The sequence below is a fragment of the Plantibacter flavus genome, assembly GCF_900177615.1.
Taxonomy (GTDB): domain Bacteria; phylum Actinomycetota; class Actinomycetes; order Actinomycetales; family Microbacteriaceae; genus Plantibacter; species Plantibacter flavus.
Genome location: NZ_FXAP01000002.1, coordinates 529,389 through 555,357, shown reverse-complemented (window position 1 = coordinate 555,357; position 25,969 = coordinate 529,389). Strand labels below are relative to the sequence as shown.

The following is a 25,969-nucleotide window of genomic DNA, read 5'->3' as shown; positions in this document are numbered from 1 at the left end:
GGTACGCAGCCCAGGTCAGTCAAGGCCTAGCCGGCGCAACAGCGGTGGAGAGGAGCCCCGCAGGCCGAGCTGTGGAGGAGTGGAGTCGCGGATTCGCAGGCCACCAGAGGATGATGGAGCCATGGCAGAAACCGGAACGCCCAGAGTCGCGGTCTACATCGACTTCGACAACATCGTCATCTCGCGCTACAACCAGCTCTACGGGAAGGCGGCGTTCAGCCGGGATCGCGCGCGGTCCCACGTGCCCTCGGCCGCCCCGGAGGGCGACGAGATCTCCGAGCGCCTGCAGGCCGCTCGCGTCGACGTGGGCGCCATCCTCGACTACACCTCGTCGTTCGGCAACATCGTCATCAGCCGGTCCTACGCCGACTGGTCCGAGCCGGTCAACTCCGCGTACCAGAAGGACCTCGTGGACCGCGCGGTCGACCTGACGCAAATGTTCCCCACGACGAAGGCGATGAAGAACGGTGCCGACATCCGCCTGGCCGTCGACGTCGTCGAGGACCTCTTCCGCCTTCCCGACCTCACCCACATCGTGATCGTCGCCGGCGACTCGGACTACATCTCCCTTGCGCAGCGCTGCCGACGCCTCGGTCGCCACGTGATCGGGATCGGCGTCGCCGGCGCGACGAGTCGTGCGCTCATGGCGGCGTGTGACGAGTTCTCCGACTACGACGACATCCCCGGGATCGTCCGCCCGGTCGTCACGCGCACGCCTCGGACCCCTGCCGCCGTCGAGAGTGCGGCGGAGACCTCCTCTGAGGAGACACCGAAGTCCGCGCCCAAGTCCGGCGGACGTCGTCGCGCCTCGTCCGGGTCCTCGCCGACGGCCGAAGCACCGGTCGCCCAGACACCCCCGCGGATCGGGGGCCTCTTCACCGAGCCGGTCTTCAGCCACCGTGACGCCGACGACCTGGACGACACCGACGACGAGACCGCGGACCCCTCCGGCCCCGACGCACAGCGCGCGGCGACGGAGTTGCTCGTGCGGGCGCTCCGCCTCGTGCACGCCAAGAACGACGACGAGGACTGGCTCCTGAACGCCGAGGTGAAGAACCAGATGATCCGCATGGACCCGGCGTTCAAGGAGAAGCCGCTCGGCTACCGCTCATTCAGCGACTTCATCAACTCGCGCTCCGACCTCGTCGAGGTGAACCCGGACGCGAGCCCCGACGGACGTCGTCTGCGGCTGCGCGAACTGGGCTGAGCCCAGCCCGGCAGCAGGAGATCAGCGCCGCAGCAGGACCGTCCGCCTCACGGTGTCCTGCTCCCGCGCGGATCGCCTGCTGCGGCGTTGCTCAAGCGCCCCGGAAGAACGCCTGGACCGCTGCACTCAGAGCGGTCGGATCGTCGATGTGGCACAGCTCGCGGGCGGAGTGCATCGACAGCAGCGGCGTCCCGACGTCCACCGTCCGGATGCCGAGTCGCGTCGCGGTGAGGGGGCCGATGGTCGAGCCGCACGGCACCGTGTTGTTCGACACGAAGTCCTGCGAGGGCACACCTGCTGCGGCGCAGCTCCGAGCCCACAGTGCGGCTCCGAGGGCGTCGGTGGCGTAGCGCTGGTTCGCGTTGATCTTGAGCAGTGGCCCGCCACCGGCGATCGGCCGGTTGGCCGGGTCGTGGCGTTCCGGGTAGTTCGGGTGGATCGCGTGGCCGGCGTCCGCTGACAAGCACCAGGAGGCCGCATAGGCCTGGAGCCGTTCGGACGTCGTCGCGCCCAGCGACGCGCCGATGCGGGTGAGGACGTCGTCGAGGAACGGGCCGCTGGCACCGGAGGTCGAGGCCGAACCGAGTTCCTCGTGGTCGAAGGCGGCGAAGACTGTGATGTGTCCTGCGTCGTCCGTCGCTCCCCCGTCGCTCGCGGCCAGCAACGCCGCGAGTCCCGCGTGGACCGAGGTCAGGTTGTCCATGCGTCCGGCGGCGAACAGCTGACCGTCGAGACCGAACCGTCGGGGCTCCTGGGTGTCGGCGACGAGCACGTCGTACCCGGCGATCGCGGTGGGGTCGATGCCGGCGATCGCCGCCAGGTGCGCGAGCACGTCGGCGTGGGCGAGGTCGCCGACCCCGTACACCGGCTGCAGGTGACGCTGGCGATCGAGGACGAGGCCGTCGTTGGCACCTCGATCGAGGTGGACTGCGAGCTGCGGGATGCGCAGGAACGGGCCGGTCCGGACGAGGTGCACGGTCCCGTCGAGCGTCACCAGACGTCCGGCGAGTTCGAGCTCGCGGTCGAGCCAGGAGTTGAGGAGCGGTCCGCCGTAGACCTCGACGCCGGCCTGCAGCCAGCCGTGAGCACCGGTCGTCGCCTTCGGCTTGAGCTTGAAGCTCGGCGAGTCCGTGTGTGAGCCGAGGATGCGGAACGGCGTCGTGGCGTGGGCCTGCTCGGGCTGCACCCAGGCGATCACCGCGCCCTCGCGTTCGACGAAGAACCGGCCGCCGCCACCGTCCCAGGACTCGGTCTCGAGCCGCCGGGTGAAGCCGGCCGCCGTGAGGCGCCGAGCGCTCTCCGCCACCGCGTGATACGAGGTGGGCGAGGCGACGATGAAGTCGGCGAGGTCGGTGATGTGGGCGACGGAGTCCATCCCACCATCCTCCCACCACCCACGCACCCGGCACGTGGATGCACCAGGCCCTACCCTGGACGGGTGACGAAGACCCGCAGCGACCTCATCGGGCCCGCAAGCGGCCTGTCCGAGGATCGTCGCGGACGGATCGCACGCATCGTCGACGGTTGGTTCTTCGCCTTCGGCACGGCTGCGGCCGCCTTCCTGGCGTACGTGCTGCTCACCGAGGCGTTCGCCCGCGGGTGGGCCCAAGCCTGGTTCATCCTCGTCATCTACCTCGTCATCGCGTACCTGATCCTCCCCCGCCTGCACACCGTGCTGTCGCGCGTCTACCTGCCCGACTACTTCATCGGACGCACTCGCACGCGCGAGGGCATCCTCGGCGATCCCGTGAACCTCGGCCTCCGAGGTCGGGAGGAGCAGATCCACACGGCGATGCTCTCGGCGGGCTGGACGCTCGCGGACGACCTCGGCCTGCGTGCGAACCTGCGGATCGTGACCTCGACGCTGACCAGGCGCAGCTACCCTGAGGCACCCGTCTCGTCGCTCTACCTGTTCGGTCGTCCTCAGGCGTTCTGCTACCAGCAGGAGGTCGACGGCAGTCCGGGGAAGCGGCACCACGTCCGGTTCTGGCCCACCCCCGAGGGCTGGCTGCTCCCGGGCGGATACCAGGCGGATTGGCTGGCCGCCGGGACGTACGACCGGTCGGTCGGCATCAGCGTCTTCACCCTGCAGGTGACCCATCGGATCGCCGACGACGTCGACGACGAACGCGATCACATCGTCGCGTCGATCGAGGCTGCGGACCTCGGGGCGTCGACGTCCGTGATCGACAACTTCTCCACCGGGTACCACTCGCGGAACGGCGGAGGCGACGCGATCGTCACCGACGGCGACCTGCCGATCATCGATCTCAGCGCCGTCGCGGTGCCCGCTGTCGGCACGCTCCCGCCGGCCGGCGCCCCGCCGACCCGATCCCTGGTCCGCGCGGGTGACCCGCGTCCACTCGACATCATCGCCGGGGTCGTCCTCCTCACCGTCGCCGCACTGTCGTCCGTGCTGTCCGGCGTGATCGTCGTCACCGACTGGTCGCGGTTCAGTGCCGAGGTGAGCGCACCGGCGGCGACGGCGGACGACCTCGCCTTCGTCCCCTGGGTCATCGGCGCCATCCTGGCCCTGTTCGCGCTGCTGACGCTCAGCTACCTCGTCCTCGCCTGGCGGGTCCATCGGGGCGGCAATCTCGCCCGCCTGGTGGCCATGACCCTCAGCTCGGCGTCCATCGCGACGCTCGCCGCTACGTATCTCGGTGGAGCCGGGGGATTGACCCTGCAGACCAATCTGATCGGCTTCGCGGTCGACTGTTCCATCATCCTCGCCCTCTCCGGAACCGAGGCCCGCGACTGGGCCCGTGGGCGACAACGACGCACCCGGAGGACGACACCATGACCGACGCACCCGACCAGACGGATGACGAGCCACGCCCCGCCACCTCGCTCAAGCGCGCGCTGCTCCTCGGCGCAGCCATCATCACGATCGTCGCCGGGCTGACGGTGCACTGGTCGGTGGCGGCAGCCTGGGCGAACCCCGTGACCAACGCGCTGTACACGGTCCTCGTCGCGCTCCTACTCGCCTTCGCCGCGCCGCGGCGTCCGCTGTGGCAGATCGCCCTCGGCGCGTTCGGCTTCTCGGCGGCGATCGAGTGCTTCCAGGCCACGGGGGTGCCGGCCGCACTCGCGGACCAGTGGCCGCCCACGGCACTCGTGCTCGGCACGACGTTCATCCCGACGGACTTCATCTCCTACGCCCTGGGCGCTGCGGCGTTCCTGTTCCTGTCACTCGCCGTGGCGCTGGTGATCCGCTGGGTTCGCAACGACATCCTCGAGCGGCGCGCACGGGCTGACCGGGCGACGCGGCGCCGATCGGGCTCAGGGCCCGCCTGACCGGTGCCCTAGCCGCGAGTCGTCTCCCCGTACTGGACGTGTTCGAGGTCGAAGACCGCCTCCGCCAACGCCGACCTCGCCGCTTCGAACTCGACGTCGTCGGGGTGGCCCACCACCCGTGCATGCTCGAGGTGCCAGGTGGCACTGCGCAGGAGTTCGACGGTCGTCGGAGCGGGGGAGGGCGCTCGCGTCGAGGCCGCGGGTGACGCGTCGGCGTTCGCCGCTCCGCCGGGGACGAACTCGATCGTGTTCGACCCCTCCGGAGCGTCGTCCTGAGCGTATGCCTTCTTCTTCATATGTCCTTCATCGAGATCGTGGTCTGTTGTGGGTGGCTTGGTGATGCACCCTGTTGACGGCGGGGATGACTGTCGTGAGACGGAAGTGGAATATGCCGAAACAGGAATGTGTGGATCCGCGCGCTGTTCTGGCCGAGCCATGGCCAGGAGCGTCGGGACACGCCCCCGGTCGTCCGGCGCATCTGAGGCCCCGAGGACCTGGAACCGTTCGAGTCCCCAACGGGACCAGGCGGATGCCGTCCACGCGCAGATGGCCGCGTCGATGAGGTCCTCGCGGTGCTTGTGCGCCGATTCCTTCAGCGGCGACGGTTCCGCACTGAGTAGCGCCGTCACCGGGTGGGTGTCGAGGTCGAGTGGCGGAGTCGCCGAGCTCAGGGCCTGCAGGCGCGAGACGAGGTCGTCGCAGACCTCCGCGCGGCGTCGCCGTCGCTCGGTGACGGGGAGACCGGGATCGAGGCGTTTGTAGCGGGGCCGCGCATCCGGGTACCCGAACTCCTCCGCACCCACCAACGTGGTGTGGGGATAGGCCTCGAAGAACACGACGGCGTCGGCAGCCGGCGTGCTCAGTCCGTCGAAGTACTGGAACCCAGCCGCCTCCAGCGCCGTGAAGAGCGCGACACCGCCGAGCGCGGGCAGACCGAGGTTCGACGGGTAGGCCGACACCTGCCAGCGGCCGTACCGCTGCCCGACCTCACGTTCACAGAGACGCATGCCGGTCTCGTTCTGGACGAGCAGCGGGGCGTCGACCGCGATCACGGAGCCCGGTGAGGCGGTGGTGACGATCCAGGCGACGACGGCGTCGATCCCCACGGCCCACCCGGCCTCGATGACCGTCCCCGTCTCGTCGATGCACACCAGTCCCGACTCGTTCGCCGCGCGGGAGCCGGTCCCCTCGCCCCAGGCGAGGTCGACTCCGAGGAAGCGGGTCACGGGCGGTTCCTTCCGGTGGACGCGGCGAGGCACCGCCTCCCGAGCCTACTGGGCAGACGTCGACGACTCCTCGGATCCGGCGGCGGGCCGGAGGTGAGGAGTCGTCGAGCGTCCCGAGCGTGCGATCAGGCGACCGGGCCCTCGATCAGGGTCACGTCCGCGGTCTGGGAGGTCCCACTCGCCGTGGTCCAGGTGACGGAGACCGTCTGGCCGGGATCGAGCGTGGCCATGGTCGCCGTCAGGGTCTGAGCGGAGTCCATGGCGACACCGTTCAGGCCGGTGATGACATCGCCGGCTGCGAGACCGATCGACGCCGCCGGCGTGTTCTCGATCACCGAACCGACCACGGCACCCGGCACGGTCTGGGCTGCGCCGGACGCGGCCAGACCGATCCCGATGAAGGCCGGGTAGCCGATCGAGACGGTGTCGGTCTCGACGCCGGTGCGGATCTGGTCGACGATGGACAACGCGTCGTCGATCGGGATGGCGAATCCGTCGATGTCGGTCCCGCCGGAGGATGCAGCGGTGTCGACGCCGACGACCTCGCCCTCCGAGTCGTAGAGCGGCCCGCCGGAGTCGCCCGACTGGATGTCAGCGTCCGTCTGGATCAAACCGGTCAGCTGCTTGCCCGACCCGGTCGACTCATCCTGGACCGTGATGTCCTGGTCGAGGGCGGTGACGGACCCGTCCGCGGCGCTGGGCGTCCCACCCGTGCCTCCCGCGTTCCCGACCCCGGTGACGGCGTCGCCGACGGCTGCGCCGCCGTCATCGTCGATGGCCACGGTGTCCAACCCTGAGGCGCCGTCGAGCTGCAGGAGCGCGACGTCGTTCGTGGCGTCCGTCCCGACGACGCGTGCGTCGTACTTCTCCCCGGTCGTCACGACGGTGACGACGATGCTCGTGGCTCCAGCGACGACGTGGTTGTTGGTGAGGATCTGGCCGTCCGCGGTGAGGATCATGCCGGTTCCCGCGGCTGCGGCCCCCTGGTAGGCCAGCTCCGTGTCGATGTCGACGACGCCGACGGACTCCGCAGCGGTGGCACTCCGGGTGTTCGCCGTCGCGGCGTCCGGCGTCGCCTGCTGCGCGCCGGGCTGACCGCCGGGAGCGCGGAAGCTCTGACCGCCCTCGTCCGGCACCGTCTCCGTCACCTGAGAGGAGGCGGCGACGCTCTGGAACGCTCCGGCCGCCAGCGAGGCGAGGCCGAGGCCGCCGGTCACGAGCGACACGACCGTGGCGGCCGTCGCGGCGGCGATGATCCAACCGATGGGTTGCTTCTTCGCCGGGGTGCCTGTGCTCGACGGCGGCTGGGGGATCGTCTGCTGGCCGTACGGCTGGGACTGCCAGGCGCTGGGCTGCGTGTCAGGGTGTCGGCTGTCGCCGAACCGACCATATGGGCCTCGAGGGTCCTGGGGGTGACCGGACGGCTGCTGGCCGTACATCGTGTGGGGAGCCGTGGCGTATCCGAAGGGCGTGGTGGTGTCGGGTCTCGGACCACCGCCGGTCGTATTGCCGGGGTAGCCGGCCGGGGGAGTGACGTCCAGCCCGGCCTGGGGCTGATATGAGCCGGTGGGCGGCTGGTAGGGGTCGGGGGCGGGTGCGGATGACGGCTGGGACGCTTGCGTACCGTCCGCCGGACGCGGCTCAGGGCGTTCGGGGTCCGGGGTGGTGTTCACGGGGTTCCTCTCGGCGGGGGTGCTGAGATCATCTGACTCCCGGAATCCGAGTGAGACGTCTGATTCGACCATGAACGGCCTCTGAGCTTCCCGACCGTTTCCCCGATGAAGGTCGTGTGGATGCTCCATGCAGGACACCTCGTCAGCGTTGCGTGAGCAACGCCTCCAGCGCGGGTCGGGCCTCCGCCTCGGAGATGTGTCCGGCGACGACGAGCTCTGCGAGCCCGTGGACCGCGGCCCAGACCGCCGTGGTCAGGGCGGCGATGACCCGGGGTTCACCACCAGGTGACAAGGACGCGGTCGTTTCGGCGAGGATTGCTTCGACGCCTCCGATGAGTGGTGCCATGGCCTCACTGGGCGAGCCGGGGACACACACCTCGGGGTCGTAGATCAGGCGGAACCGCTCCGGGTACTGCGCCGCGTAGTGCACATACGTCGAACCGATCCGGACGGCCGCCTCCTGTGGGTCTCGACCCGCCGTCGCCTCCCGCTCCTCCCGCATGGCGCCCAGGAGTTCGGCCATGCCGCGTTCACTCAGCCGCTTCAGGAGCGCGGTCCGGTCGCCGAAGTGGTGGTATGGCGCATTGTGACTGACTCCCGCGCGCCGCGCGACCTCTCGCAGGCTCAGCGTGGCGTGGCCCTGCGTCCGCATGAGTTCGAGCGCAGCGTCCTCGAGCGCCGGCCCCAGGTTGCCGTGGTGGTACGCCGTCGTCGATCTTGACACAAGCAACATTGTAGCCGTACAGTCGGTTCCGGCCAGAAGTGGACAGTGTCCAGATTCTTGGCACTGTCCAGACCTCTCACTGTTGGAGAACTCATGCCCGCCCTCGTCATCGACGGACACCCGAACCCCGGGTCCCTGTGCGCCGCACTCGCCACGAGCTACGCGGAGGCGCACGGCGACGCGACCGTCCTCGCCGTTCGCGACCTCGCGTTCGACCCGAACCTCCGCCTCGGTTACACCCGCCGTCAAGACCTGGAGCCCGACCTCGAACGGGCGTGGGAGCAGATCCTCGCCGCGGACCACATCGTGATCGTCGCTCCGGTCTGGTGGGGGTCGGTGCCGGCGTTGCTCAAGGGGTTCTTCGATCGCCTGCTGCTGCCCCGCCGCGCCTACCGGACGAAGTCCAACGGCCTCCCTGAGGGACTGCTCGCCGGCCGCTCCGGACGGGTGATCGTCACGTCGGACTCACCCTCGTGGTACCTGCCGCTCGTCGGCGACACGACGGTGAAGCAGCTCCGCACCACCACCCTCCGGTTCTGCGGGATCAAGCCCGTCGCCGTGGACCGGTTCGGTCGGGTGAAGGATTCGACCGTGGAGCAGCGTCAGCGGTGGCTCGCGAAGGCGGCGCAGAACGGGCGTATCGATGCGGCGCGACGGCCTCCTCGCCCCACCACTGCCTCGGCTGAGCTGGTCAGTGGCCGTCGACCAACCGGATGAACGCGCTGAGCTCGGCGACACCCTCCGGCGTGATCGGCAGGTACTCCGTGAGTGCGGGGGAGTGCACGAGGTACGCCGCCCACTGGGCGCGGGAGATCCCGACGTTCAGTCGGTTCTTCATCAACAGGAACGACATGCCCCGCGGGACGTCGGCGGGGGAGGACGCGGCCAGCGACACGATCGCGATGACGGCCTCCTGACCCTGGAACTTGTCGACGGTCCCGACGCGCACCGCGTCGAACCCGGCAGCGTCGAGCGTCGCACGGACGACGGCGACGTGGGCGTTGTAGGGACAGACGACGATGATGTCGGCCTCGCTCACCGGGTCGTCGATGCGGCCGGCATCCGGATCGGTCCAGGGGAGCCCGATGCTCGACCGGACGAGCTCGGCGACGCGGTCGGCCTCCTCCTGCGAACTCGTCGCGTTCCCGACGTGATGGACCGGGACGACGTGCAGCCCCGGTGCCCGACCCTCGAGCCGCCGCTTCGTCGTGGCCGCTGCTGAGCGCAGCTCGCCGCCGTACGACAACCGCGAGACCGGCTCGGTGACCGCGGCGTCCATCCGCCAGGTCTCGTGGAGGAAGTAGCCGAGTTCCGGAGGGAGGACGTCGCGACCGTCGGCCACGAATCCGAGGGCGGAGGTGTCGATCGGTTCGGGATGCGTCCCCTGGCTCACCTGCGGCAACTGCTGCGGGTCGCCCAGGAGCAGGAGGTTCCGCGCGGCGACGCTCGCCGCGATCGTGTAGGCGAGCGAGAACTGACCGGCTTCGTCGACGACGAGCAGGTCGAGCGACCTCCGGTCGAACCGGTTGGGGTTGCTGAAGTCCCAGGCCGTCCCGCCGATGACGAAGCCGCCGGTCTGCTCGGCCATGAACGCGCCATGACCATTGGCCGGAAGGACCGTGTAGCCGCGCTCCGCATCCGGGTCGGCACCGGATCGCAAGGTCTTCGCCACGAGCGCGGGGGAGAGCCCCGCCTTCACGACGCGATCGAGGAGGTTCTCGACGACGTCGTGCGACTGCGCCACGACCCCGATCCGCCAGCCGTGTTGCTGCACGAGGGCCGTGATGACGTGCGAGGCGACGTAGGTCTTGCCGGTTCCGGGCGGCCCCTGGACGGCGAGCGCCGAGTCGTCGAGGTCGAGCAACGCGGCGGTCACGTCCTCGATCGTCCGCCCGTCTCCGCGGTGGGGGAGCGACTCGCCCGAGCTCGTTCGGGGCGGTCGTCGCCGCAGGATGTCGACGACGCCGTCGTCCGGCCACCCGGGAGAGGCGTCGAGGACCGCTTGCCCCCACTCGGCGATCGCGTCGACCTGTGTTCCCGGCCGTGGTGGAGGAGATGGCGTGAGCGCGACCGGCAGCTCCGTGTAGGGCTCACGATCCGTCTTGAGCGTCTCCTGGATGAGCAGGGAGTCGTCGTCGACCTCGAGGACCGTGATCTGCCCGGCCGGTCGCGAGCCGGGCTCGGCGCGGGGGAGCGTGTACGGTCCGGGGTGGTCGTAGACCGCGAACGGGTCGGCGCCGACCTTCACGCTGCTGCCGGGAGCCCATCGGCCACGGAGTCGGACGTGACGGCGGTCGCTGCGCTGCCGTCCCTCGCGGAACCAGTCGCGCTCGACGACCCCCGAGGTGACGGTGAAGACGTTCCGGGTGTCCTCCCATTCGTCGCGCGCGGCGATGAGTCGGGAGAAGTGCTCCTGCCAGAACGACTTGTGCTCGCGACGGTGGTAGTCGATGGCGGCCGCCGCGAGCGCATACGCGGTGGCGTCGTCGGTGCGTTCCGGGTCGAGGGGGTCTCCGGCCAACGCCGTCAGCGCGTCGTGGAGCGGCGTCGGTTCATCCACGAGGGGCTCGGGTGCGTCGGTGACGAAGGTGCCAGGCAGCACGCCCCGTTCCGCGCCGAGGTCGAGCAACCAGTTCCGCAGTCGACGGGTCGACTCGCAGTCGTACGCGTTGTACTCGGCGATCTCGGCGAGCTTCCGTTCGCCTTCGGCGACGAGCTCCGGGTCGTCGCTCCGGCTCAGCTCGCGCGCCTCCGCGTAGGCGGTGATGGATGCTGCGGCGTCGGTGACGTCGCTGTCGCGGTGCTCCTCACCCATGTAGAGCGGCTCGAGCTTCTTGATCGAGTACGACCGTGATCCGACGCGCACCGTCTTCCGGACGAACGGGTAGAGGTCGAAGAGGACGGCCTCGCGGAGGAGGTCGTCGATCGTGTCCTCCCCGACCCCGTGTCGGGCGGCCAGCGAGAGCAGATGAGTCCGCTCGTAGGCGGCGTAGTGGTACACGTGCATGCCCGGGAACTCGGCACGGCGGGCGGTGAGATAGGCGAGGAAGTCGATCAGGGCCGTCCGCTCCTCATGGAAGTCGTGCGCCCACCAGGATCGGAACCGGCCGTCGGTGTCGACGAGCCCGAACAGGTAGTCGATGCCCCACCTCGTGCGGTCGCCCCGGCGGGCGTCGCCCGGCTCGCCCTCGGTGTACAGCGGGTCGCCCTCGAAGTCGAAGAAGACGTCGCCGGGATCGGGTTGCGGCAGGAGCCCGAGCGCCGTGGCGTCGTGCACGCGGAACGCCGGTACACCAGCGGCGGGTGACGGCTCCAACTGCAGGTGCGCCTGCTCGCGCAGCGCGGCGAGCGTACTCTCGGCGATGCCGTCGACCGTCCCGCCGGCGCCGCCCGGCAGCCCGTGCGGCCCCGGTTGCTCGGTCGACCCGGTGAGCGTGAGCGACGCCAGATCGTCGATCGTGGCGACGCCGGCCGCCAGGAGGCGGTCGCGCTGCGTCAACCGGAGGCCGGCCACCAGCAGGACGTCGCGTGAGGCCGTGATCTCGGCGTCGCACCAGGCGCATCGTCCGCAGACGCTGTAGCGCTGGTCGCCCCAGGCGACCGGGGCGTCGGCCTCGAGCCGTTCGGCGACGATCCGCAGCAGGCGCGCACGACGGCGACGGTACACCGGCAGGATGTCGGCCACCGCGTGGGTGCTGACGGTGCCGTCTCCCAGAATGAGGTCGACGTCGTCGTCGACCGGGATCCCGGCCGTCTCCAGCTGCTCCACGTACGCGGCGAGCTGGAGGAGGGCGGTGACCTTCGGTGAGCGCGCGAGTTTGGTGTCCTGCACGCGATACCGGCCGTCGGGCCGGCGCACGATGAAGTCGGCGAAGCCGATGAACGAGCCGTCGAAGAACGCGGCCTGGAAGACGACCGGGGCTCCGTCGCGGAACGCCGTGATCGTCGACTCGACGGCTGCAGCGAGCGCCACCGCGTCCCGGACGTCGGGGCGGTCGAGCTCGACGACGCCGGTGCCGAACTCGGCGCGGTACGACTCGAGGACGCGCAGCTCGTGCTGGTCGCCGAGCTTGGAGGTGCGCATGAGCATCTCGTCCTCGGGCTCGACGATCGGTTCGATCCGACCGAGCTTCGCGTCGACCGTGCGCAGGAAGGCGAACTCGCAGTAGGAGGCGTTGGAGAGGTCGCTGGCGCTCGTGATGGCGGAACCGTCGAGGAGGAACATCGGTGCGGTGGGTGCCTTTCGAGACGACTGCTGCGGGGGCTGGTCCACCTCCGATCGCTGTCAGTCTGGCACGCACCACCGACCACAGCGCCGTCGCGGGACGCAGGCTGACGTCAGCCGAAGGGGAGCAGCCTGTGGAGCGGCGTCGGGGTTCCTCGACACCACGTCCCCTAGCCTGGACACCGACCACGACGCCACGGGACGGGACGGGACGCATCATGACCACCACGATCCAGGTCGTCGCGGGTGTCGCCTCACAGGGCGACACCGTACTCGCGTGTCGACGGGCACCCGGGCGGGCGTCCGGTGGACTGTGGGAGTTCCCCGGCGGCAAGGTCGAGCCCGGCGAGCGGCCGCAGGACGCGCTGACTCGCGAGCTGTACGAGGAGCTCGACGCCGACGTCTCCGTGGGAGCACTCCTCGACCGCTCCACCGTCCCGGTCGGGGATCTCGTCATCGACCTCGCCTGCTACGAGGTGACCTTCCGCGGCACGGTCCCGACCCACAGCACGGACCACGACGAACTGCGATGGGTCACGCGCCAGCAGCTCGGCGAACTCGACTGGGCGACGCCCGACCTCCCGATGGTCAGGCGACTCACCACCAGCTGACCCTGGAGTCGCCGAGCGTCAGTCGGCCGCGTCGAGCGGGATGCGCGCCAGCGTGCGTCCGCTGAGCACGAGATCGTCGTTGGTCGACGTGATCGCCAGTTCGGTGACCGTCCACTCGAACAGGGTGACGTCGCGCCAACGCTCGAGGAATGCCGCGAGCGCCGCGGTCTCGGCGGCGTCGAGCTCATCGCGGAAGTGGTGTAGGCCGACCCCGATGAGCGGTGCGGGACGCCCGCCGACGGCACGCTGGATGGGCGCGAAGGCGTCCGCGATGGCGGGGAGGTAACAGCGTCCGCGGTTGAAGCCGCCGATGACGGGGCCCGCCAGCCTGACCCGGAAGGGCGTGAACGCGCCGACGCTCGTCCGCAGGCCGTCGAGGAAGCCGGAGTCCGCGTCGATGGAGGAGAGCGTCGCGTGCAAGCGGTGGGCGCGTCGGAGCTCGATGCCCCGGGCGAGTTTGGGGGCGAAGGGTGCCGAGGCGAGATCGGCCTCGTAGCTCAGGAAGATCGGATCGACGAACAGCCGTTCGACCGGGACGGGGACGACGACCGCCAGGCGTGCCTCGGCGTACCGCCCGTCACGGTAGACGCCATCGGGGCTTGCGGCGAGCGCGAGCGGGTGGTCGGCGTCGATCAGGGGGAGCTGGGCGTACCGGTAGCGCTCGTCGAAGGTCAGCGCCTCACCTGGGCGGAAGGTGGAGCGGACCACGTCCCAGCTGCGGAGGGCGTCGTGCGGATGCGACGACGTGTCCGCAGCGCTCCTCGCCGTTTGGAACACATCGGCTTCGGACGCCCGGTCGGGGGATCCGCCGGTCACCGTCCGGATCAGACCCGTCGCGATGCCGGTCGGCAGCGCACCGATCGTGTTTCCGGACGTACCGGCGGGAGAGGGCATGTCGTGAGGTTAGTGGAGCCGTCGACCCAGCGCGTCGGGGACACCCCGAATTCGGGTGATCGACCCAATTCGCTGCACGGTCGACGCGAACGCCGACACCGTCGGCTGATCAGTGCGCCTTTCCGGCCTTCCAGTAGCCGCAGAACATGACGCGCTCCTTCGGCATGCCGCCACGGACCCAGAGCCGACGCACGTTCGCCGCCAGGGACTGCTCTCCGACGACCCACCCGTAGCACGGGGCGGACGGCACCCCGAGGGCCGTCGCGGCGGCCAGCGCCGCTCGGCCGGGGACGTCGTGCGGATCCTCCCGGACCACCCATCGCAGCTCGACCCCGTCCGGGACCCGCACGTCCTGCGCGTCGGCCGCGGAGGGGATCTCGACGATCGCCATCCCGACGGTCGACGCCGGAAGCGCGCTCAGGATGCCTGCGACGGCGGGGAGTCCGGTCTCGTCGGCGACCAGGAGCACCCGGTCGACGTCGGCCGGGAGGTTGAACATGCGCCCCTCGTCCAGCAGTGCCACCGCATCGCCCACCTCGCATGACTGGGCCCAGCTCGCCGCAGGCCCCGCAGTCCCCTCGGCGGCCGACCCGTGGATGACGAAGTCGATGTCCAGCTCCGGCCCGTCGGGCCCGTCGGGCCGGAAATCCCGCACCGTGTAGTTCCGGAGCACCGGTCGCACGGACTTGGAGATCGCGAGGTACTTGGCGTAGGCCAGCATGTCGAGCTTGGTCGGCAGCCGCTCGAGCCCGCCTTCGGAGACCGGGATGAAGAACCGGAACCACTGGTCGTAACCGAGGAAGGTGAAGTCGGCGATGTCACCGCCACCGAGGGTGACCCTGGCGATGTTCGGCGAGATACGCGAGCGGCGGACGACCCGCAGCGTGAGGAGGGTCGCCACCTCGGGTTTGATGCGCGCCGTCTCGGCATTCGTGCGAGCCACTCGAGCCTCTTCCTCCGGCGGCTCCGGCGGCCGCGACCGAGGCTACCCTAACTCAGGTCACCCTTACTTGGTGGAATCGGGTGCGACGGCGGCGACCTTCCGCGAACGGGCGTCGAGCAGCGCGAAGACGAGCGCCACGACCACGAAGCCGATCGTGACGAGGGTGCTGTTGCGGTACGCGTCGTGATAGACGTCGAGCGAGGCGCCCGACGCATCGCCACCGTTCTCCGAGTACACGGTCGCGTAGAAGGTGGCCGTCGCGGCGGCGAGTCCGACCGCGGTGCCGATGCGCTGGCCGAGCTGACCGATCGATCCGGCGACACCACCGGAGGCCACGGGGATGTCCGCGAGCATCAGTGTCTGGTTCGGAGAGATGACCGCGCCACCGCCGATGCCGGCGAGCAGCATCGCGGCACCCATCGCGTACGGCGTGATCTCCGGCGGCGTGATGAAGGCGAGGACCGAGTTGAGACTGAACCCCACCACGACCAGCACGAGCCCACCGACGACCAGGGGTCGTCCGAGTCGGTCGACGACCCGACCGCTCAACCACGAGCTGACGGCCGAGGCGAGGGCGAAGGGGATCGTGATCATGCCAGCGAAGACCGGCTCGAGCCCCAGCCCCTGCTGTACGAACAGCGTGAGCGTCAGGAAGGTGGCCGGCATCGCCGCGAAGTACGTCGTCGAGATCAGGACGCCGTTGCGGTAGCTGCCGAGCTTGAAGAGGGAGAAGTCGACGACGGGTGTCTTCCCGGCGCGTTGGTAGCGACCCTCCCACCAGGCGAAGAGGCCGGCGAAGACGGCGAACGCGACCAGCAACCACCAGCGCGCCGGGTCGTCGCCCGGGGAACCGGTCGTCAGGACGAACGGCAGCATGAGCGACAGCACGGCGAGACCGAGGAACACGATGCCCACCGGGTCGAGCGATCCGGCGCCCGCCTCGTGCGGCTGCTGCTTGGGCAGCAGTCGGGCGGCGATCGGCAACAGGATGATCGCGAGCGGGACGTTCATCCAGAAGAGCAGGCGCCAGCCGTCCTCCGGGCCGCCGATGGCGATGAGCAGGCCGCCGAGCGTCGGTCCGAACGCCGTCGAGAGGCCGATGATGGCTCCGAAGAGCCCGAAGGCGCGGCCGCGCTCCTTCCCCACGAACAACTGCTGGATGAGCCCGATGACCTGCGGCATCAGCAGACCCGCGGCGATGCCCTGGAGGATCCGCCCGCCGATGAGGACACCGACGCTCGGTGCGACGGCGCAGGCGAGACTGGCCGCCCCGAACACACTCAGGCCGATCATGAACATGCGACGCCGCGAGTGCAGGTCGCCGTAGCGCCCGGCGGGCACGAGGATCAGACCGAAGGCCAGGGCGTACCCGGCGACGATCAGCTGCAGGGCGGTCGGGCCGGCGTCGAGCGCCTCCTCGATCGACGGCAGTCCGACGTTGACCTTGGAGAGGTCGAGGATCGTGAGGGCGGCGACCGACACGCAGATGGCGAACGCGCGCCACTTCGTCCGGTCGTCGGGGGCGGTTCGCTCGTCAGTCATCCTGGCCAGCCTAGGCCCGCGTCAACCCGGTCCGCCCCGGCTTGACGGGCACGGATCCACCGTCCTGTGCAGCATCTTCAGCCTCAGAACCGGCTCAGACGATGACGGGGCAGCCGTCACGGGCTACGCTCGGAAGATGCATATGGATGCCCCTCGCGGGCTGCAAGACCCCGACGAACTGGCCGAACGACACCGCATGCTGGCCGAGTCGCCGGCACTCGCGCCGCTGCGCGACTGGTCGGACGCGATGATGACCCGCCGCGGACGGCGGCAGGCGGACCTCGTCCTCCCGCTCGTCGACCCGGCCGATGCGGCCGTCAACGCGAAGACACTGATCCTCCTCGACGCCCCGGGGACGCTCGCTCCCGACAGCCTCGACGCCCCGGGATCCGGCTTCGCCTCGGTCGACAACGACGACCCGATCGCCGAGAGCCTCTGGAATCTGCGGAACGACATCGGCTTCGACGACGTCATGGTGTGGAACATCGTCCCGTGGTACCTGAGCGCCGGACGGAAGAAGCCGAACGCGCCCGAGGTCGCTCAGGGAGCGATGGAACTGCGTGCCCTCCTGCCTCTCCTCAAGAACCTGCGCGTCGTCGTCCTCTGCGGACCCCACGCCCAGGACGGTTGGTGGAAGCACGTCGAGCCCCTGCTCGGCAACACCTACAGCGCCTTCAACGCTCCGCACCCCTCGCCGTTGTCGCTGAAGCAGCCGGGTCGTCGCGAGGAGATCGAGAAGGTCTTCGCCCGCGCCAAACAGGTCGCCGGCTGATCACACACCCCTTCCGCAACCCCCTCGCCCGTCGGGTGAGGGGGTTGCGTGCATCTGAGGCCTCGTTAGGGTCGATGGACGAGGAGAGGAGCATCACATGGACATCGGCACCATCGTCATCCTCGCCGCGCTCGTCCTCCTGACGATCGCGGCCGTCTGGTACGTGTCACGGCGCGACCGCGCCGCGCGCTCTGCCGACGAACACCACTCGCACGACAACGACGCGGAGGTCGAGCGCGAACGCGCGAGAGGCCTCGCGGAGGGCACCGGCGGCGTTCCGCGCCGCGGTGGTGGCCCGATGGGCGTCTGAGCCCGCGAGAGCGCAGAAACGGTCGCCATCCGCGAAGGATGGCGACCGTTTCTGCGCTCTCGGCGGAGGGCTCTAGACGAGCGGCGGGAGGCCCGCTGCGACGCGAGCGCCCAGCGTCTCGTCGACGGCGGTCCAGTAGGCGATGACCCGCGCACGGAGCTCGGGGCGCGTCACCTTCGAGACGTGGCCGATGATGTTGCCGACGAGACGGTCGCGGGCGGCGTCGTCGAGCACCTCGCGCACGAGGGTCCCGGCCTGGCCGAAGTCGTCGTCCTCGGCGTGCAGCGTCGCCGCTGCCCGCACGAGCTCGCCGTCGGACTGCCAGCCGTTGGACTCAGCGGCACGCGCTGGGTCGGCGTGGGCGCCACCGACCGAGTTGGGTGCGTAGACCGGCGCGTCCGCGTCGTTGAAGGTGTAGCGCATGGCGCCTTCCTTCGAGTAGGTGTGCACCGGCGCGTGCGGCGCGTTGACCGGCAGCTGCGCGTGGTTGGTGCCGACGCGGTAGCGGTGTGCGTCCGCGTAGCTGAAGATGCGGGCGAGGAGCATCTTGTCGGGGCTCGCAGCGATCCCGGGGACGAAGTTCGACGGCGCGAAGGTCGCCTGCTCGATCTGCGCGAAGTAGTTCTCGGGGTTGCGGTCGAGGGTCATCTTGCCGACCTCGATGAGCGGGTAGTCGCTGTGCGGCCAGACCTTGGTGAGGTCGAACGGGTTGAAGCGGTAGCCCGCGGCGTCGGCGTAGGGCATGACCTGCACGGACAGCGTCCAGCTCGGGTGCTCGCCTCGCGTGATGGCATCCGAGAGGTCGCGGATGTGGAAGTCCGCGTCCTCGCCGGCGATCTGATCGGCCTGGTCCTGCGTGAGGATCTCGATGCCCTGGTCGGTCTTGAAGTGGTACTTCACCCAGAAGCGCTCACCGGCGGCGTTGACCCACTGGTAGGTGTGCGAGCCGAACCCGTCCATGTGCCGCCAGGAGCCCGGCAGGCCTCGATCGCCCATGAGCCAGGTGACCTGGTGCGCGCTCTCGGGGGAGAGCGTCCAGAAGTCCCACTGCATGTCGTGGTCGCGCAGATGCGAGCCCGGGAGACGCTTCTGCGAGCGGATGAAGTCGGGGAACTTGATGCCGTCGCGGATGAAGAACACCGGCGTGTTGTTGCCGACGAGGTCGTAGTTGCCCTCGCTCGTGTAGAACTTCAGCGCGAAACCACGGGGGTCGCGCCAGGTGTCGGGGCTGCCCTGCTCACCGGCGACGGTGGAGAAGCGTGCGAGCATCTCGGTCTCGACGCCCGGCTGGAACAACGCGGCGCGCGTGAACCGGGAGACGTCGCCGGTCGTGACGAACCGTCCGAACGCACCGCCGCCCTTGGCGTGGACGACGCGCTCCGGCACCCGTTCGCGGTTGAACTGCGCGAGCTTCTCGACCAGGTAGTGGTCGTGGAGCGCGATCGCTCCGTCTGCGCCGACGCTCTGGGAGTGCTCGTCGCTCGCGACGGGTGCTCCGCTGTTGGTGGTGGTGTAGCTGGTCTCGGACATGTCTCTCCTCGAGGGTGGGGCTGGTCGGACGGTCGGATGGATTCAGCACTGCCACCTTGGCGGTGACAGCTGACGATCGGCATGGAGGTGCGGTCGAGTGGTCTGTGGAACGGCGTCAGGCGGCAGCCGCCTGGCACGCGGGGCACACTCCCCAGAACGTGATCTCTGCCGCGTCGATGACGTACCCCGCCGTGTCGTCGGGGAGCATGCATGGCGCCTCACCCTGCGTGCAGTCGACGTCGACGACGGCTCCGCACGAGCTGCACACCAGGTGATGGTGGTTGTCGTCGACGCGCAGCTCGTACCGGCCGGGATGGCCGTCCGGTTCGATCCTGCGCACGAGACCGACTGCGACGAAGGCGTTGAGCACGCTGTACACGGCCTGTGGGGAGGTCTGCGGGGCTCGCGGCTTCAAGGAGGCGACCACCTGCTCCACATCGGCGTGCGGTGTCCGGGCGAGGATGTCGAGGACGGCGAGGCGTCCCGTGGTCACGCGTAGCCCGGCTGCGCGGATCTTCGTGTTGAAGTCGTCCGTCGTCGACTCCACCTCCGATCCGTTCATGCAGCCACCGTACCGAGTAGTTTTGAATAAATCAAAATAAGGACTTCCCCTCCGTGTCTGCCCCGCAGCCACCCCAACTCTAATATCAGATATGAGTTGATGACCGGTTCGTGACGAAGGGTGTGGAGAACTCCTGGTGCCGGCAGGCTGGCGGCGGACTACAGCTCGACGGTCAGCAACGGCCGCAGCGAGCGCCGGGTCTCCTCGGCCATGTCCACCGAGTCACGGTCGAGCAGCCACTGCAGCTGGAGACCGTCCATCATCGCGATGAGCATGCGCGCTGCACTCGCGGGTTCGACGCCGGCCACCAACTGACCCTCGCGCGCCATCACCTCGAACGAGACGGTCATCCCGTCGATCAACCAGCTGTACCGCCGGACGAAGTGCTCGTGCGCCGGGTGGTCAGGTGAGGTCGCCTCGGCGGACAGGACGCAGTGGAGCTCGACGAGACCGGGGACGCGCATATTGTGCTCGACGAGACGGAGGAGCCCGCGGATGCCTTCGATGCCGCTCCCGATCTCGATGCCGGACTCCTCGCGATCCCGGTCGTCGCGGAAATCGAGGATCGCGGCGAGCAGGTCGTTCTTGGTCGGGAAGTGGTGGAGGAGGCCGGCCTGGCTCATCCCCACGCGCTCCGCGACCTCACGGAGCGATCCGCTGCGGAACCCCTGCTCGGCGAAGACGTCCATCCCCGCCTCGAGGATCTCCCGACGTCTCGCCGCCGTCTTGGCGTAGCTGCCGCGAGAGCGGCCCGTCTGCGTCACCGTCATCCTGCGATCGTATCGGGCGTGCGGTCCGACGACGAAGGGGTTCCCGAGTCGCCTCCAACCCGTACTTCCACAGGTGTCCAGCCCGGTACTTCCTCAGGTCGCTGTCGTACGGTGTCGCCATGAGACGCCCCATCGAGCCCGTGTACGACACCGCTGTCGGTGTCGGTCGCTCCCTCTTCGGCTTCTGGCGCCTGCGCCGTCACACCACCGGCGTCGAGCACCTGCCCGACGAGGGAGGCGCCGTGATCGCGATGACCCACTTCGGGTACCTGGAGTTCGCACTCGTCGAGTGGGCGACCGTCCTCCACAACCGCCGCCGCATCCGATTCATGGCCAAGCAAGGTGCCTTCGACCAGCCCGTCGTGGGCCGGCTCCTCAGGAGCATGCGGCACATCGCGGTCGACATGCGCGCCGGCGCGGCCGCCTACGCCGACGCCGTCGCAGCGCTCCGCAGCGGCGAGCTCGTCGGCGTGTTCCCCGAGGCCGGTGTCAGCGCCTCGTTCACCGTCCGCGACCTCAAGTCGGGCGCAGTCCGCCTCGCGCAGGAAGCCGGCGTGCCGATCATCCCCGTCGCGGTCTGGGGCGGTCATCGCCTCCTGACGAAGAACCACCGGGTCGGCTTCCGCGAGCGGTTCGGGGTCCCCGTGCACTTCTCGTTCGGCGAGCCGATCATCGTCGCGCCCGGCGACGACGTCGGCACGAGCACCGAGCAGCTCCGCGACCGCCTGCAGGGCATGATCGACGAGCTGCAACGCGACTATCCCGTCGACGGGACCGGGGCGTGGTGGCAACCTCGCGCCCTGGGCGGAACGGCTCCGACGCCTGCCGAGGCTGCAGCCGCCGACCTCGAACGCGAGCGCCGACGCGAGGCGCGTCGGCAGACGGCGAGCTGAGCGCACGTCCGCCGCGGTCTATCCTGTGGAGGTGCCACCTCTGACCTCGTCGACCCATCCCGCAGGGCATCGTCGCTCTGCCAGCCCGCGCCCCGAGCGGAGCGTGGCACCGTGAGTCGCGGGTGGAACGGCTTCGTCGCGAAGTCGACGTGGCTTCCGAAGGCCTGGCGCGAACGCGCTGAACGTGCGCTCTCGGAGGACCCCCCGACGCCGGCCACGCCGGCCACGAACGACGCCGAGTCCTCCGTGGACCGATCGCCACGGCGCATGCCGGATCCCGCGCCGCGGACGACACCGACGCCCCCTGCGCAGCAGCGCACCGGCTCGGAGCCGCTGGGCGATCGCGAGGGGCACGCAGCCCGGACGTACGTCGACGACGTGGCACCAGCAGAGGAGCACACCGCGACCCGCCTGGTGGATCCGGTCGCCCTCCCGGTCACCGCGTCGGCTCCGGTCGTCCCCCTGAGCGTCGCGATCACCGATTTCGAGCTCGCCGACGACTCCGTCATCGGCCCGGCGTCGGTCCTCGACAACCTCGAGCTCACGAAGGCCGCCGTGACCCGCGTCGCGTCGGCGATCCTCACGACCGAGGGCCCGATCGCCGTCCCTCGCCTCGTGACCATCGTCGCCCGGCGCTTCGGCGTCGACCGACCGTCCGAGGAGTCGCGCACCGAGCTGTCAGCCCTGGTGACGGAGGCGTTCGTCGTCCAGAACGGCTTCGCGTGGCCCACCGGACTCGACGTCGTCACGTGGCGAGGCGTCCGCAGGGTCGTGCATCGCGACCACCGCGCGGTCACCGACATCAGTCCCGCGGAGATCTGCAACGCCATGGAGCTCGTGATCACCGCGAGCCCCGAGCACGAGGTCGACCGCGAGCAGCTGCCGATGCAAGCGGCTTCGGTGCTCGGCTACGGTCGCCTCGGTGAGACCGCTCGACGCTGGCTCGATCTGACGCTCGCCCAGGCTGTGCTCCACGGTCGTCTCGTCGAGGACGGCGAACGCATCCGCCTGCCCTGACGGCGATCGTTCAGCGGACGGGCGGACCCTGCTGTCCGAACGGCAGGCTCGTGTCGGTGACGCCGTCGATGAAGGCGTCCATGCGCTGGAGGTTGAACCGGCCCTGGTCGTTGAGCAGGAACTGGTACTCGTGCTCGAGCCCTGGCCGGAAGTCCGGGTTGAAGATCATCGATTGCACGTCCACACCGAGACCCTGGAGCTTCGCCTTGAACTCGACGGACTGCGGGTAGAGGGGATCCCAGTTGCCGACCGTGATGTACGTCGGTGGATACTTCGCCGTCAGATAGTCGACGACGGAAGCGGACGCCACCTCCGGTCGGGTCTTGTAGTCGCGCGCTCCGAAGTACGACCAGAGCACCGTGTCGAGGAACCACCCGAAGCTGCCCTCGGCGTTGACCAGGCTGAGGTCGTAGGCCCCGCACGCGAGGACGACGCCGGCGAGCTGCTCCGGTTCGATCGGCGATTCGACCTTGATGGAGCTGGCGTACTCGGAGCTCGTGACCACGTTCGCGACCTGGGCGGCGATCTGGGCACCGGCGGAGTCGCCGGCGAGGATGAGCTTGGACGAATCCACGTTGAGCGCGCGAGCGTTGGCGTCGAGGTAGCCGAGCGAGTCGGCGACCTGCTCGATGGGCAACGGGTACTGGCCCTCCGGCGCGATCGTGTACTCGACCGCGACCGCCGTGTACCCCTCGCCGGCCAACACGCGCATGTAGTTCGAGATGAGTTCCTTGCTGCCGGAGATCCAGGCTCCGCCGTGCACCCACACGATCGTCGGGAGGGCGGCGCCACTGCCGCGCACCCCGTCGGGCGTGTAGACGTCGAGCAGCGCGTCCGCGTCGCCGGAGCGGTACGGGATGTCCTGTCGGACGTCGACACCGTCGGGGACGTACTTCACGAGGTCGGATTGCACGACCTTCGCCCGCTCGTCGAACGCCATGCGGATGACCATCGAGCCCGGCCACGGGGTCAGCTGCAACCAGACGAAGATCACCAGTGCGATGGCGAGGATCACGCCGATGATCCAGAACATGGTGTTGCGGACGACACGCAGGAAGCGCGCGAAGCCCGAGCGAGGGGGTGCTGTCCTCAAGCGATTCACCTCCTGGCGGGTCTGGACGGCGGCGCTGCCTGGCGGAACACGAACCTCCAGTCTCGCATTCGATCGGACACCCCCGGCGTCCCGGAAGTTTTTCGACGGATTTCGTGACGAATGCCCGCCGAGCTGCGTCTTACCCGATGACCGGACATCATCACCGGTTTCCAACGCAGACGAAGGAGAACGCCATGAGTGCATCGGACAAGATCCAGAACGCCGCTGAGGACCTCGCGGGCAAGGCGAAGGAAGCCCTGGGCAAGGTCACCGGCGACGACAGCAAGGTCGCAGAGGGCAAGGCCGACCAGACGAAGGCCGACGCCAAGAAGGCCGGCGAGAATGTCAAGGACGCGTTCAAGCACTAGTCCTCGCGATACAGTGGCTGCCCCCGCCCACCGGCGGGGGCGGTAACACGGTCGACCGGCACCCCGTTCGATCCAGCAATCACATTTGGAGACATCATGAGTTTTCTCGGCTTCCTGCTGCTCGGCCTCATCGCCGGCGCCATCGCCAAGGCGATCCTTCCGGGCCGTCAGGGCGGCGGTTGGTTGATCACGCTGCTGCTCGGCGTCGTCGGCGCACTGCTCGGCGGTTGGCTCGGCGGCATCCTCTTCGGCGCGAACCTCCAGGAGTTCTTCTCGCTGCAGACGTGGCTCCTCGCCATCGGCGGATCCATCGTCGTGCTCCTCATCTACGGCGCACTGACCCGCAACAAGAAGGCGTAAGCGCCTCCACACAGCATTCGGACGCCCGGCCCCTCCAAGGGGCCGGGCGTTCGTGCATGCGGCGACTGCGGCGTCGTGTCCGCTTTTCTGCGGACTGTACGATCTCACACTTCCTGTCAGGATGAAGAATGTCCAATGTAACCATCTGATATGAAAGGGAAGTGCTCATGGATTGTCTTCGAGAGCTGCTCGCGCTGCTGAGCCTGATCTGCGGTCGCGCCTGACCCACGCAAGACGGACGCCCGGCCCCTCACGCAGGGCCGGGCGTCCGGGCGTTTCATCGTGAGTCAGGCGTGCTGGCCCTCGTGCTCACCTTCGCCGATCTCCTCGACGAGCTTCGCGTTGAAGGCGGGCAGGTCGTCGGGCGTCCGGCTCGACACGAGTCCCTGATCGACGACGACCTCCTCGTCCACCCAGGACGCACCCGCGTTCCGCAGATCCGTCTTGAGGCTCGGGTAGCTCGTGAGCTCACGACCGCGGACGACGTCCGCCTCGATGAGGATCCACGCGCCGTGGCAGATCACCCCGACCGGCTTGCCCTGCTCGAAGAACGCCTTCGCGAAGGCGACCGAGGTCTCGTCCACGCGGAGGTCGTCCGCGTTGACCACGCCGCCCGGTAGCACGAGAGCGTGGTAGTCGTCGGAGGAGGCCTCGGCGACCGCGACGTCGACGGGCTGGACGTGTCCGTTCTTCCCGGTCACGTCCTGGGTGGCGGGCGACACCAGCCGGGCGGTCGCTCCGGCTCCGGTGACCGCCTCCCAGGGGCCCGTCAGTTCGCTGTCCTCGTAGCCGTCCGTGAGCAGGAAGGCCACCTGCTTGCCGTTGAGTGCTGCGCTCATACGTCGCTCCAATCCGTCCGCGTCGAGGAGCCGTCCGGCGCCTCGCCAGCGACGATACGCTCGGCTCCACGTCTCGGACCCGAGCTTCCGCCGAACGCGAACGGGGTTGCTCAGGCGTCGCAGGCGATACCGTCGCCGTCCCGATCGAGGTCGTAGACGTCGCTCCCGACGACGTACACCGGGCCAGGCGTGTACGCCGGTCCGTTACCGCTTCCGCCGGCGCAGTCGACGTCGCTGGCGATCGGAACGCACTGCCCCTCGTAGTTCGGGTCGCACCCTCCGCCTGCCGGATCGGCTACGGGAGCGGGAGGCGGCGGAGCGGGTTGCCGCGTCCCGACGGACGTCACCTGCGCGACCGGTTGGACCGACACGAGCTGCGCGACGAGTTCTCGAGTGATCTCGACCCCGGCTCGCGTGGTGACGCGGTAGGTGTTCGTCTGCTGCCCGGGGACGCCCGTCGTCGTCACGACGACCTGACCGACGTCGATGTTCGGGTCCTGCACCTCGCTCACCGTGAACGGGATCTCCACCACCTCGGTCACCTCGGTGACGACGTCGGTCGGGGTGGGGGACGGCGTTGCACTCGGCTTGGCGACGGACGTCCCCTCCGGAGCCGACAGCAGCGCCGCCGGCCGGGGCCCGACCGGGTGGATGGCCGCGTTGGCGCTTCCGCTCACGACGACCAGGCACAGGGCGGCACCGATCACGGCGGCCGCGATACCGCGGTTGCGGATCCCGAGGGAGGACACGCCACCACGGACGAGCGCGACCACGCCGATCACCACGGCCACCAGGGCGACGAGTGCGAGCATCGCCCAGAACGCGCCACCGACGGCGCTGACGAGCAACAGTGCTCCGACCAGGCTGAGCAGGACGATGTGGAGCGGACCGAGGCGGCGCGTACGCGTGGCCCCGGTAACAGCAGCAGCAGGGACGGCGACCGGGGGAGCGGGCACGGCCGCCGGCATGCGTTGCCCACCCCAACCGACTCCGGTCCACCATCGTTGCTGGCCGGGCTGCTCGGGATCGGGATACCAGCCTGCGGGAGAAGTCATGCCCTGATGCTGGGGCCCGGAGCACGACGGCACAAGGTCCCCGAGTGGGGCGGGAGGG

The 25,969-nt window shown here is 69.5% G+C and carries 25 protein-coding genes; 11 read left to right on the top strand and 14 right to left on the bottom strand.

The window, feature by feature from the left end; translation table 11 throughout:
- The first annotated feature begins 121 nt into the window (after nt 1-121).
- The gene (locus tag B9Y95_RS08995; protein WP_085511531.1) at nt 122-1,207 is read left to right on the top strand and encodes an NYN domain-containing protein; all 1,086 of its coding nucleotides are present in this window, start codon (nt 122-124) and stop codon (nt 1,205-1,207) included.
- A 91-nt stretch (nt 1,208-1,298) separates the two neighbouring features.
- Here the strand turns inward: B9Y95_RS08995 and B9Y95_RS08990 are convergent, their stop codons facing one another.
- Nucleotides 1,299-2,582 (bottom strand): M18 family aminopeptidase, encoded by a 1,284-nt coding sequence (locus B9Y95_RS08990; RefSeq protein WP_085511530.1) that lies wholly within the window; start codon nt 2,580-2,582, stop codon nt 1,299-1,301.
- 63 nt (nt 2,583-2,645) lie between these two features.
- Here B9Y95_RS08990 and B9Y95_RS08985 point away from each other — a divergent pair, with 63 nt between their 5' ends.
- Both B9Y95_RS08985 and B9Y95_RS08980 read left to right on the top strand, forming a co-directional pair.
- Complete coding sequence (locus B9Y95_RS08985; RefSeq protein ID WP_234994034.1) at nt 2,646-4,010, top strand: LssY C-terminal domain-containing protein; 1,365 nt, start codon at nt 2,646-2,648, stop codon at nt 4,008-4,010.
- Nucleotides 4,007-4,504 (top strand): ribosomal maturation YjgA family protein, encoded by a 498-nt coding sequence (locus B9Y95_RS08980; protein WP_085511529.1) that lies wholly within the window; start codon nt 4,007-4,009, stop codon nt 4,502-4,504. Before B9Y95_RS08985 ends, B9Y95_RS08980 begins: the two co-directional genes overlap by 4 nt.
- 8 nt (nt 4,505-4,512) lie before the next feature.
- On the opposite strand, the gene B9Y95_RS08975 is transcribed toward B9Y95_RS08980, so the two are convergent.
- The 3 genes from B9Y95_RS08975 to B9Y95_RS08965 all read right to left on the bottom strand — a co-directional run bounded on the left by B9Y95_RS08975 (nt 4,513) and on the right by B9Y95_RS08965 (nt 8,127).
- Nucleotides 4,513-5,730 (bottom strand): DUF429 domain-containing protein, encoded by a 1,218-nt coding sequence (locus B9Y95_RS08975; RefSeq protein WP_085511528.1) that lies wholly within the window; start codon nt 5,728-5,730, stop codon nt 4,513-4,515.
- A 125-nt stretch (nt 5,731-5,855) separates the two neighbouring features.
- Nucleotides 5,856-7,403: a S1C family serine protease gene (locus B9Y95_RS08970; RefSeq protein WP_234994033.1), complete on the bottom strand. Its 1,548-nt coding sequence runs from the start codon at nt 7,401-7,403 to the stop codon at nt 5,856-5,858.
- A gap of 142 nt (nt 7,404-7,545) precedes the next feature.
- Entirely contained in the window at nt 7,546-8,127 is a 582-nt protein-coding gene (locus B9Y95_RS08965) for a TetR/AcrR family transcriptional regulator (RefSeq protein WP_085511526.1), read from the bottom strand.
- Between the two features lie 93 nt (nt 8,128-8,220).
- Here B9Y95_RS08965 and B9Y95_RS08960 point away from each other — a divergent pair, with 93 nt between their 5' ends.
- Nucleotides 8,221-8,844, top strand: coding sequence for an NAD(P)H-dependent oxidoreductase (locus B9Y95_RS08960; protein ID WP_085511525.1), 624 nt, complete (start codon nt 8,221-8,223; stop codon nt 8,842-8,844).
- Here the strand turns inward: B9Y95_RS08960 and B9Y95_RS08955 are convergent.
- A complete protein-coding gene (locus B9Y95_RS08955; protein ID WP_327083093.1) occupies nt 8,819-12,400 on the bottom strand; it encodes a TM0106 family RecB-like putative nuclease in 3,582 nt (1,193 codons plus the stop codon). The two genes, B9Y95_RS08960 and B9Y95_RS08955, sit on opposite strands and share 26 nt — an antisense overlap.
- Nucleotides 12,401-12,570: 170 nt before the next feature.
- Between B9Y95_RS08955 and B9Y95_RS08950 the strand changes: the two genes are divergently transcribed.
- Complete coding sequence (locus B9Y95_RS08950; RefSeq protein WP_085511523.1) at nt 12,571-12,963, top strand: (deoxy)nucleoside triphosphate pyrophosphohydrolase; 393 nt, start codon at nt 12,571-12,573, stop codon at nt 12,961-12,963.
- 18 nt (nt 12,964-12,981) lie between these two features.
- On the opposite strand, the gene B9Y95_RS08945 is transcribed toward B9Y95_RS08950, so the two are convergent.
- The 3 genes from B9Y95_RS08945 to B9Y95_RS08935 form a co-directional block, all read right to left on the bottom strand.
- A complete protein-coding gene (locus B9Y95_RS08945) occupies nt 12,982-13,857 on the bottom strand; it encodes a hypothetical protein (protein ID WP_085511522.1) in 876 nt (291 codons plus the stop codon).
- 109 nt (nt 13,858-13,966) lie between these two features.
- Nucleotides 13,967-14,800: a siderophore-interacting protein gene (locus B9Y95_RS08940; protein WP_085511521.1), complete on the bottom strand. Its 834-nt coding sequence runs from the start codon at nt 14,798-14,800 to the stop codon at nt 13,967-13,969.
- 63 nt (nt 14,801-14,863) lie between these two features.
- Nucleotides 14,864-16,342: an MFS transporter gene (locus tag B9Y95_RS08935; protein WP_085511520.1), complete on the bottom strand. Its 1,479-nt coding sequence runs from the start codon at nt 16,340-16,342 to the stop codon at nt 14,864-14,866.
- 136 nt (nt 16,343-16,478) lie between these two features.
- Here B9Y95_RS08935 and B9Y95_RS08930 point away from each other — a divergent pair, with 136 nt between their 5' ends.
- Nucleotides 16,479-17,114: a uracil-DNA glycosylase gene (locus B9Y95_RS08930; RefSeq protein ID WP_158596626.1), complete on the top strand. Its 636-nt coding sequence runs from the start codon at nt 16,479-16,481 to the stop codon at nt 17,112-17,114.
- A gap of 97 nt (nt 17,115-17,211) precedes the next feature.
- On the top strand, nt 17,212-17,424 hold the full coding sequence (locus B9Y95_RS08925; RefSeq protein ID WP_085511518.1) for a hypothetical protein: 213 nt from the start codon (nt 17,212-17,214) through the stop codon (nt 17,422-17,424).
- Between the two features lie 72 nt (nt 17,425-17,496).
- Here the strand turns inward: B9Y95_RS08925 and B9Y95_RS08920 are convergent, their stop codons facing one another.
- The 3 genes from B9Y95_RS08920 to B9Y95_RS08910 form a co-directional block, all read right to left on the bottom strand.
- Entirely contained in the window at nt 17,497-18,954 is a 1,458-nt protein-coding gene (locus B9Y95_RS08920) for a catalase (protein ID WP_085511517.1), read from the bottom strand.
- Nucleotides 18,955-19,069: 115 nt separating this feature from the next.
- On the bottom strand, nt 19,070-19,516 hold the full coding sequence (locus B9Y95_RS08915) for a Fur family transcriptional regulator (protein ID WP_085511516.1): 447 nt from the start codon (nt 19,514-19,516) through the stop codon (nt 19,070-19,072).
- A gap of 158 nt (nt 19,517-19,674) precedes the next feature.
- The gene (locus B9Y95_RS08910) at nt 19,675-20,286 is read right to left on the bottom strand and encodes a TetR/AcrR family transcriptional regulator (RefSeq protein WP_085511515.1); all 612 of its coding nucleotides are present in this window, start codon (nt 20,284-20,286) and stop codon (nt 19,675-19,677) included.
- Between the two features lie 119 nt (nt 20,287-20,405).
- Here B9Y95_RS08910 and B9Y95_RS08905 point away from each other — a divergent pair, with 119 nt between their 5' ends.
- Nucleotides 20,406-21,179 carry a lysophospholipid acyltransferase family protein gene (locus B9Y95_RS08905; RefSeq protein ID WP_085511514.1) on the top strand — a complete coding sequence of 258 codons (774 nt, stop codon included), beginning with the start codon at nt 20,406-20,408 and terminating at the stop codon, nt 21,177-21,179.
- A 111-nt stretch (nt 21,180-21,290) separates the two neighbouring features.
- The gene (locus tag B9Y95_RS08900) at nt 21,291-22,196 is read left to right on the top strand and encodes a hypothetical protein (RefSeq protein ID WP_085511513.1); all 906 of its coding nucleotides are present in this window, start codon (nt 21,291-21,293) and stop codon (nt 22,194-22,196) included.
- 10 nt (nt 22,197-22,206) lie between these two features.
- Here the strand turns inward: B9Y95_RS08900 and B9Y95_RS08895 are convergent, their stop codons facing one another.
- Nucleotides 22,207-23,289, bottom strand: a complete 1,083-nt coding sequence (locus B9Y95_RS08895) for an alpha/beta hydrolase (protein ID WP_159453360.1) — start codon at nt 23,287-23,289, stop codon at nt 22,207-22,209.
- A 194-nt stretch (nt 23,290-23,483) separates the two neighbouring features.
- Here B9Y95_RS08895 and B9Y95_RS08890 point away from each other — a divergent pair, with 194 nt between their 5' ends.
- Entirely contained in the window at nt 23,484-23,657 is a 174-nt protein-coding gene (locus B9Y95_RS08890; protein WP_064294062.1) for a CsbD family protein, read from the top strand.
- Nucleotides 23,658-23,753: 96 nt separating this feature from the next.
- Nucleotides 23,754-24,017: a GlsB/YeaQ/YmgE family stress response membrane protein gene (locus B9Y95_RS08885; protein ID WP_079003747.1), complete on the top strand. Its 264-nt coding sequence runs from the start codon at nt 23,754-23,756 to the stop codon at nt 24,015-24,017.
- Between the two features lie 287 nt (nt 24,018-24,304).
- On the opposite strand, the gene B9Y95_RS08880 is transcribed toward B9Y95_RS08885, so the two are convergent.
- Together B9Y95_RS08880 and B9Y95_RS08875 are read right to left on the bottom strand one after the other, a co-directional pair.
- Complete coding sequence (locus tag B9Y95_RS08880) at nt 24,305-24,856, bottom strand: type 1 glutamine amidotransferase domain-containing protein (RefSeq protein WP_085511511.1); 552 nt, start codon at nt 24,854-24,856, stop codon at nt 24,305-24,307.
- 110 nt (nt 24,857-24,966) lie between these two features.
- Nucleotides 24,967-25,911, bottom strand: coding sequence for a G5 domain-containing protein (locus B9Y95_RS08875; RefSeq protein WP_085511510.1), 945 nt, complete (start codon nt 25,909-25,911; stop codon nt 24,967-24,969).
- Nucleotides 25,912-25,969 lie beyond the last annotated feature (58 nt).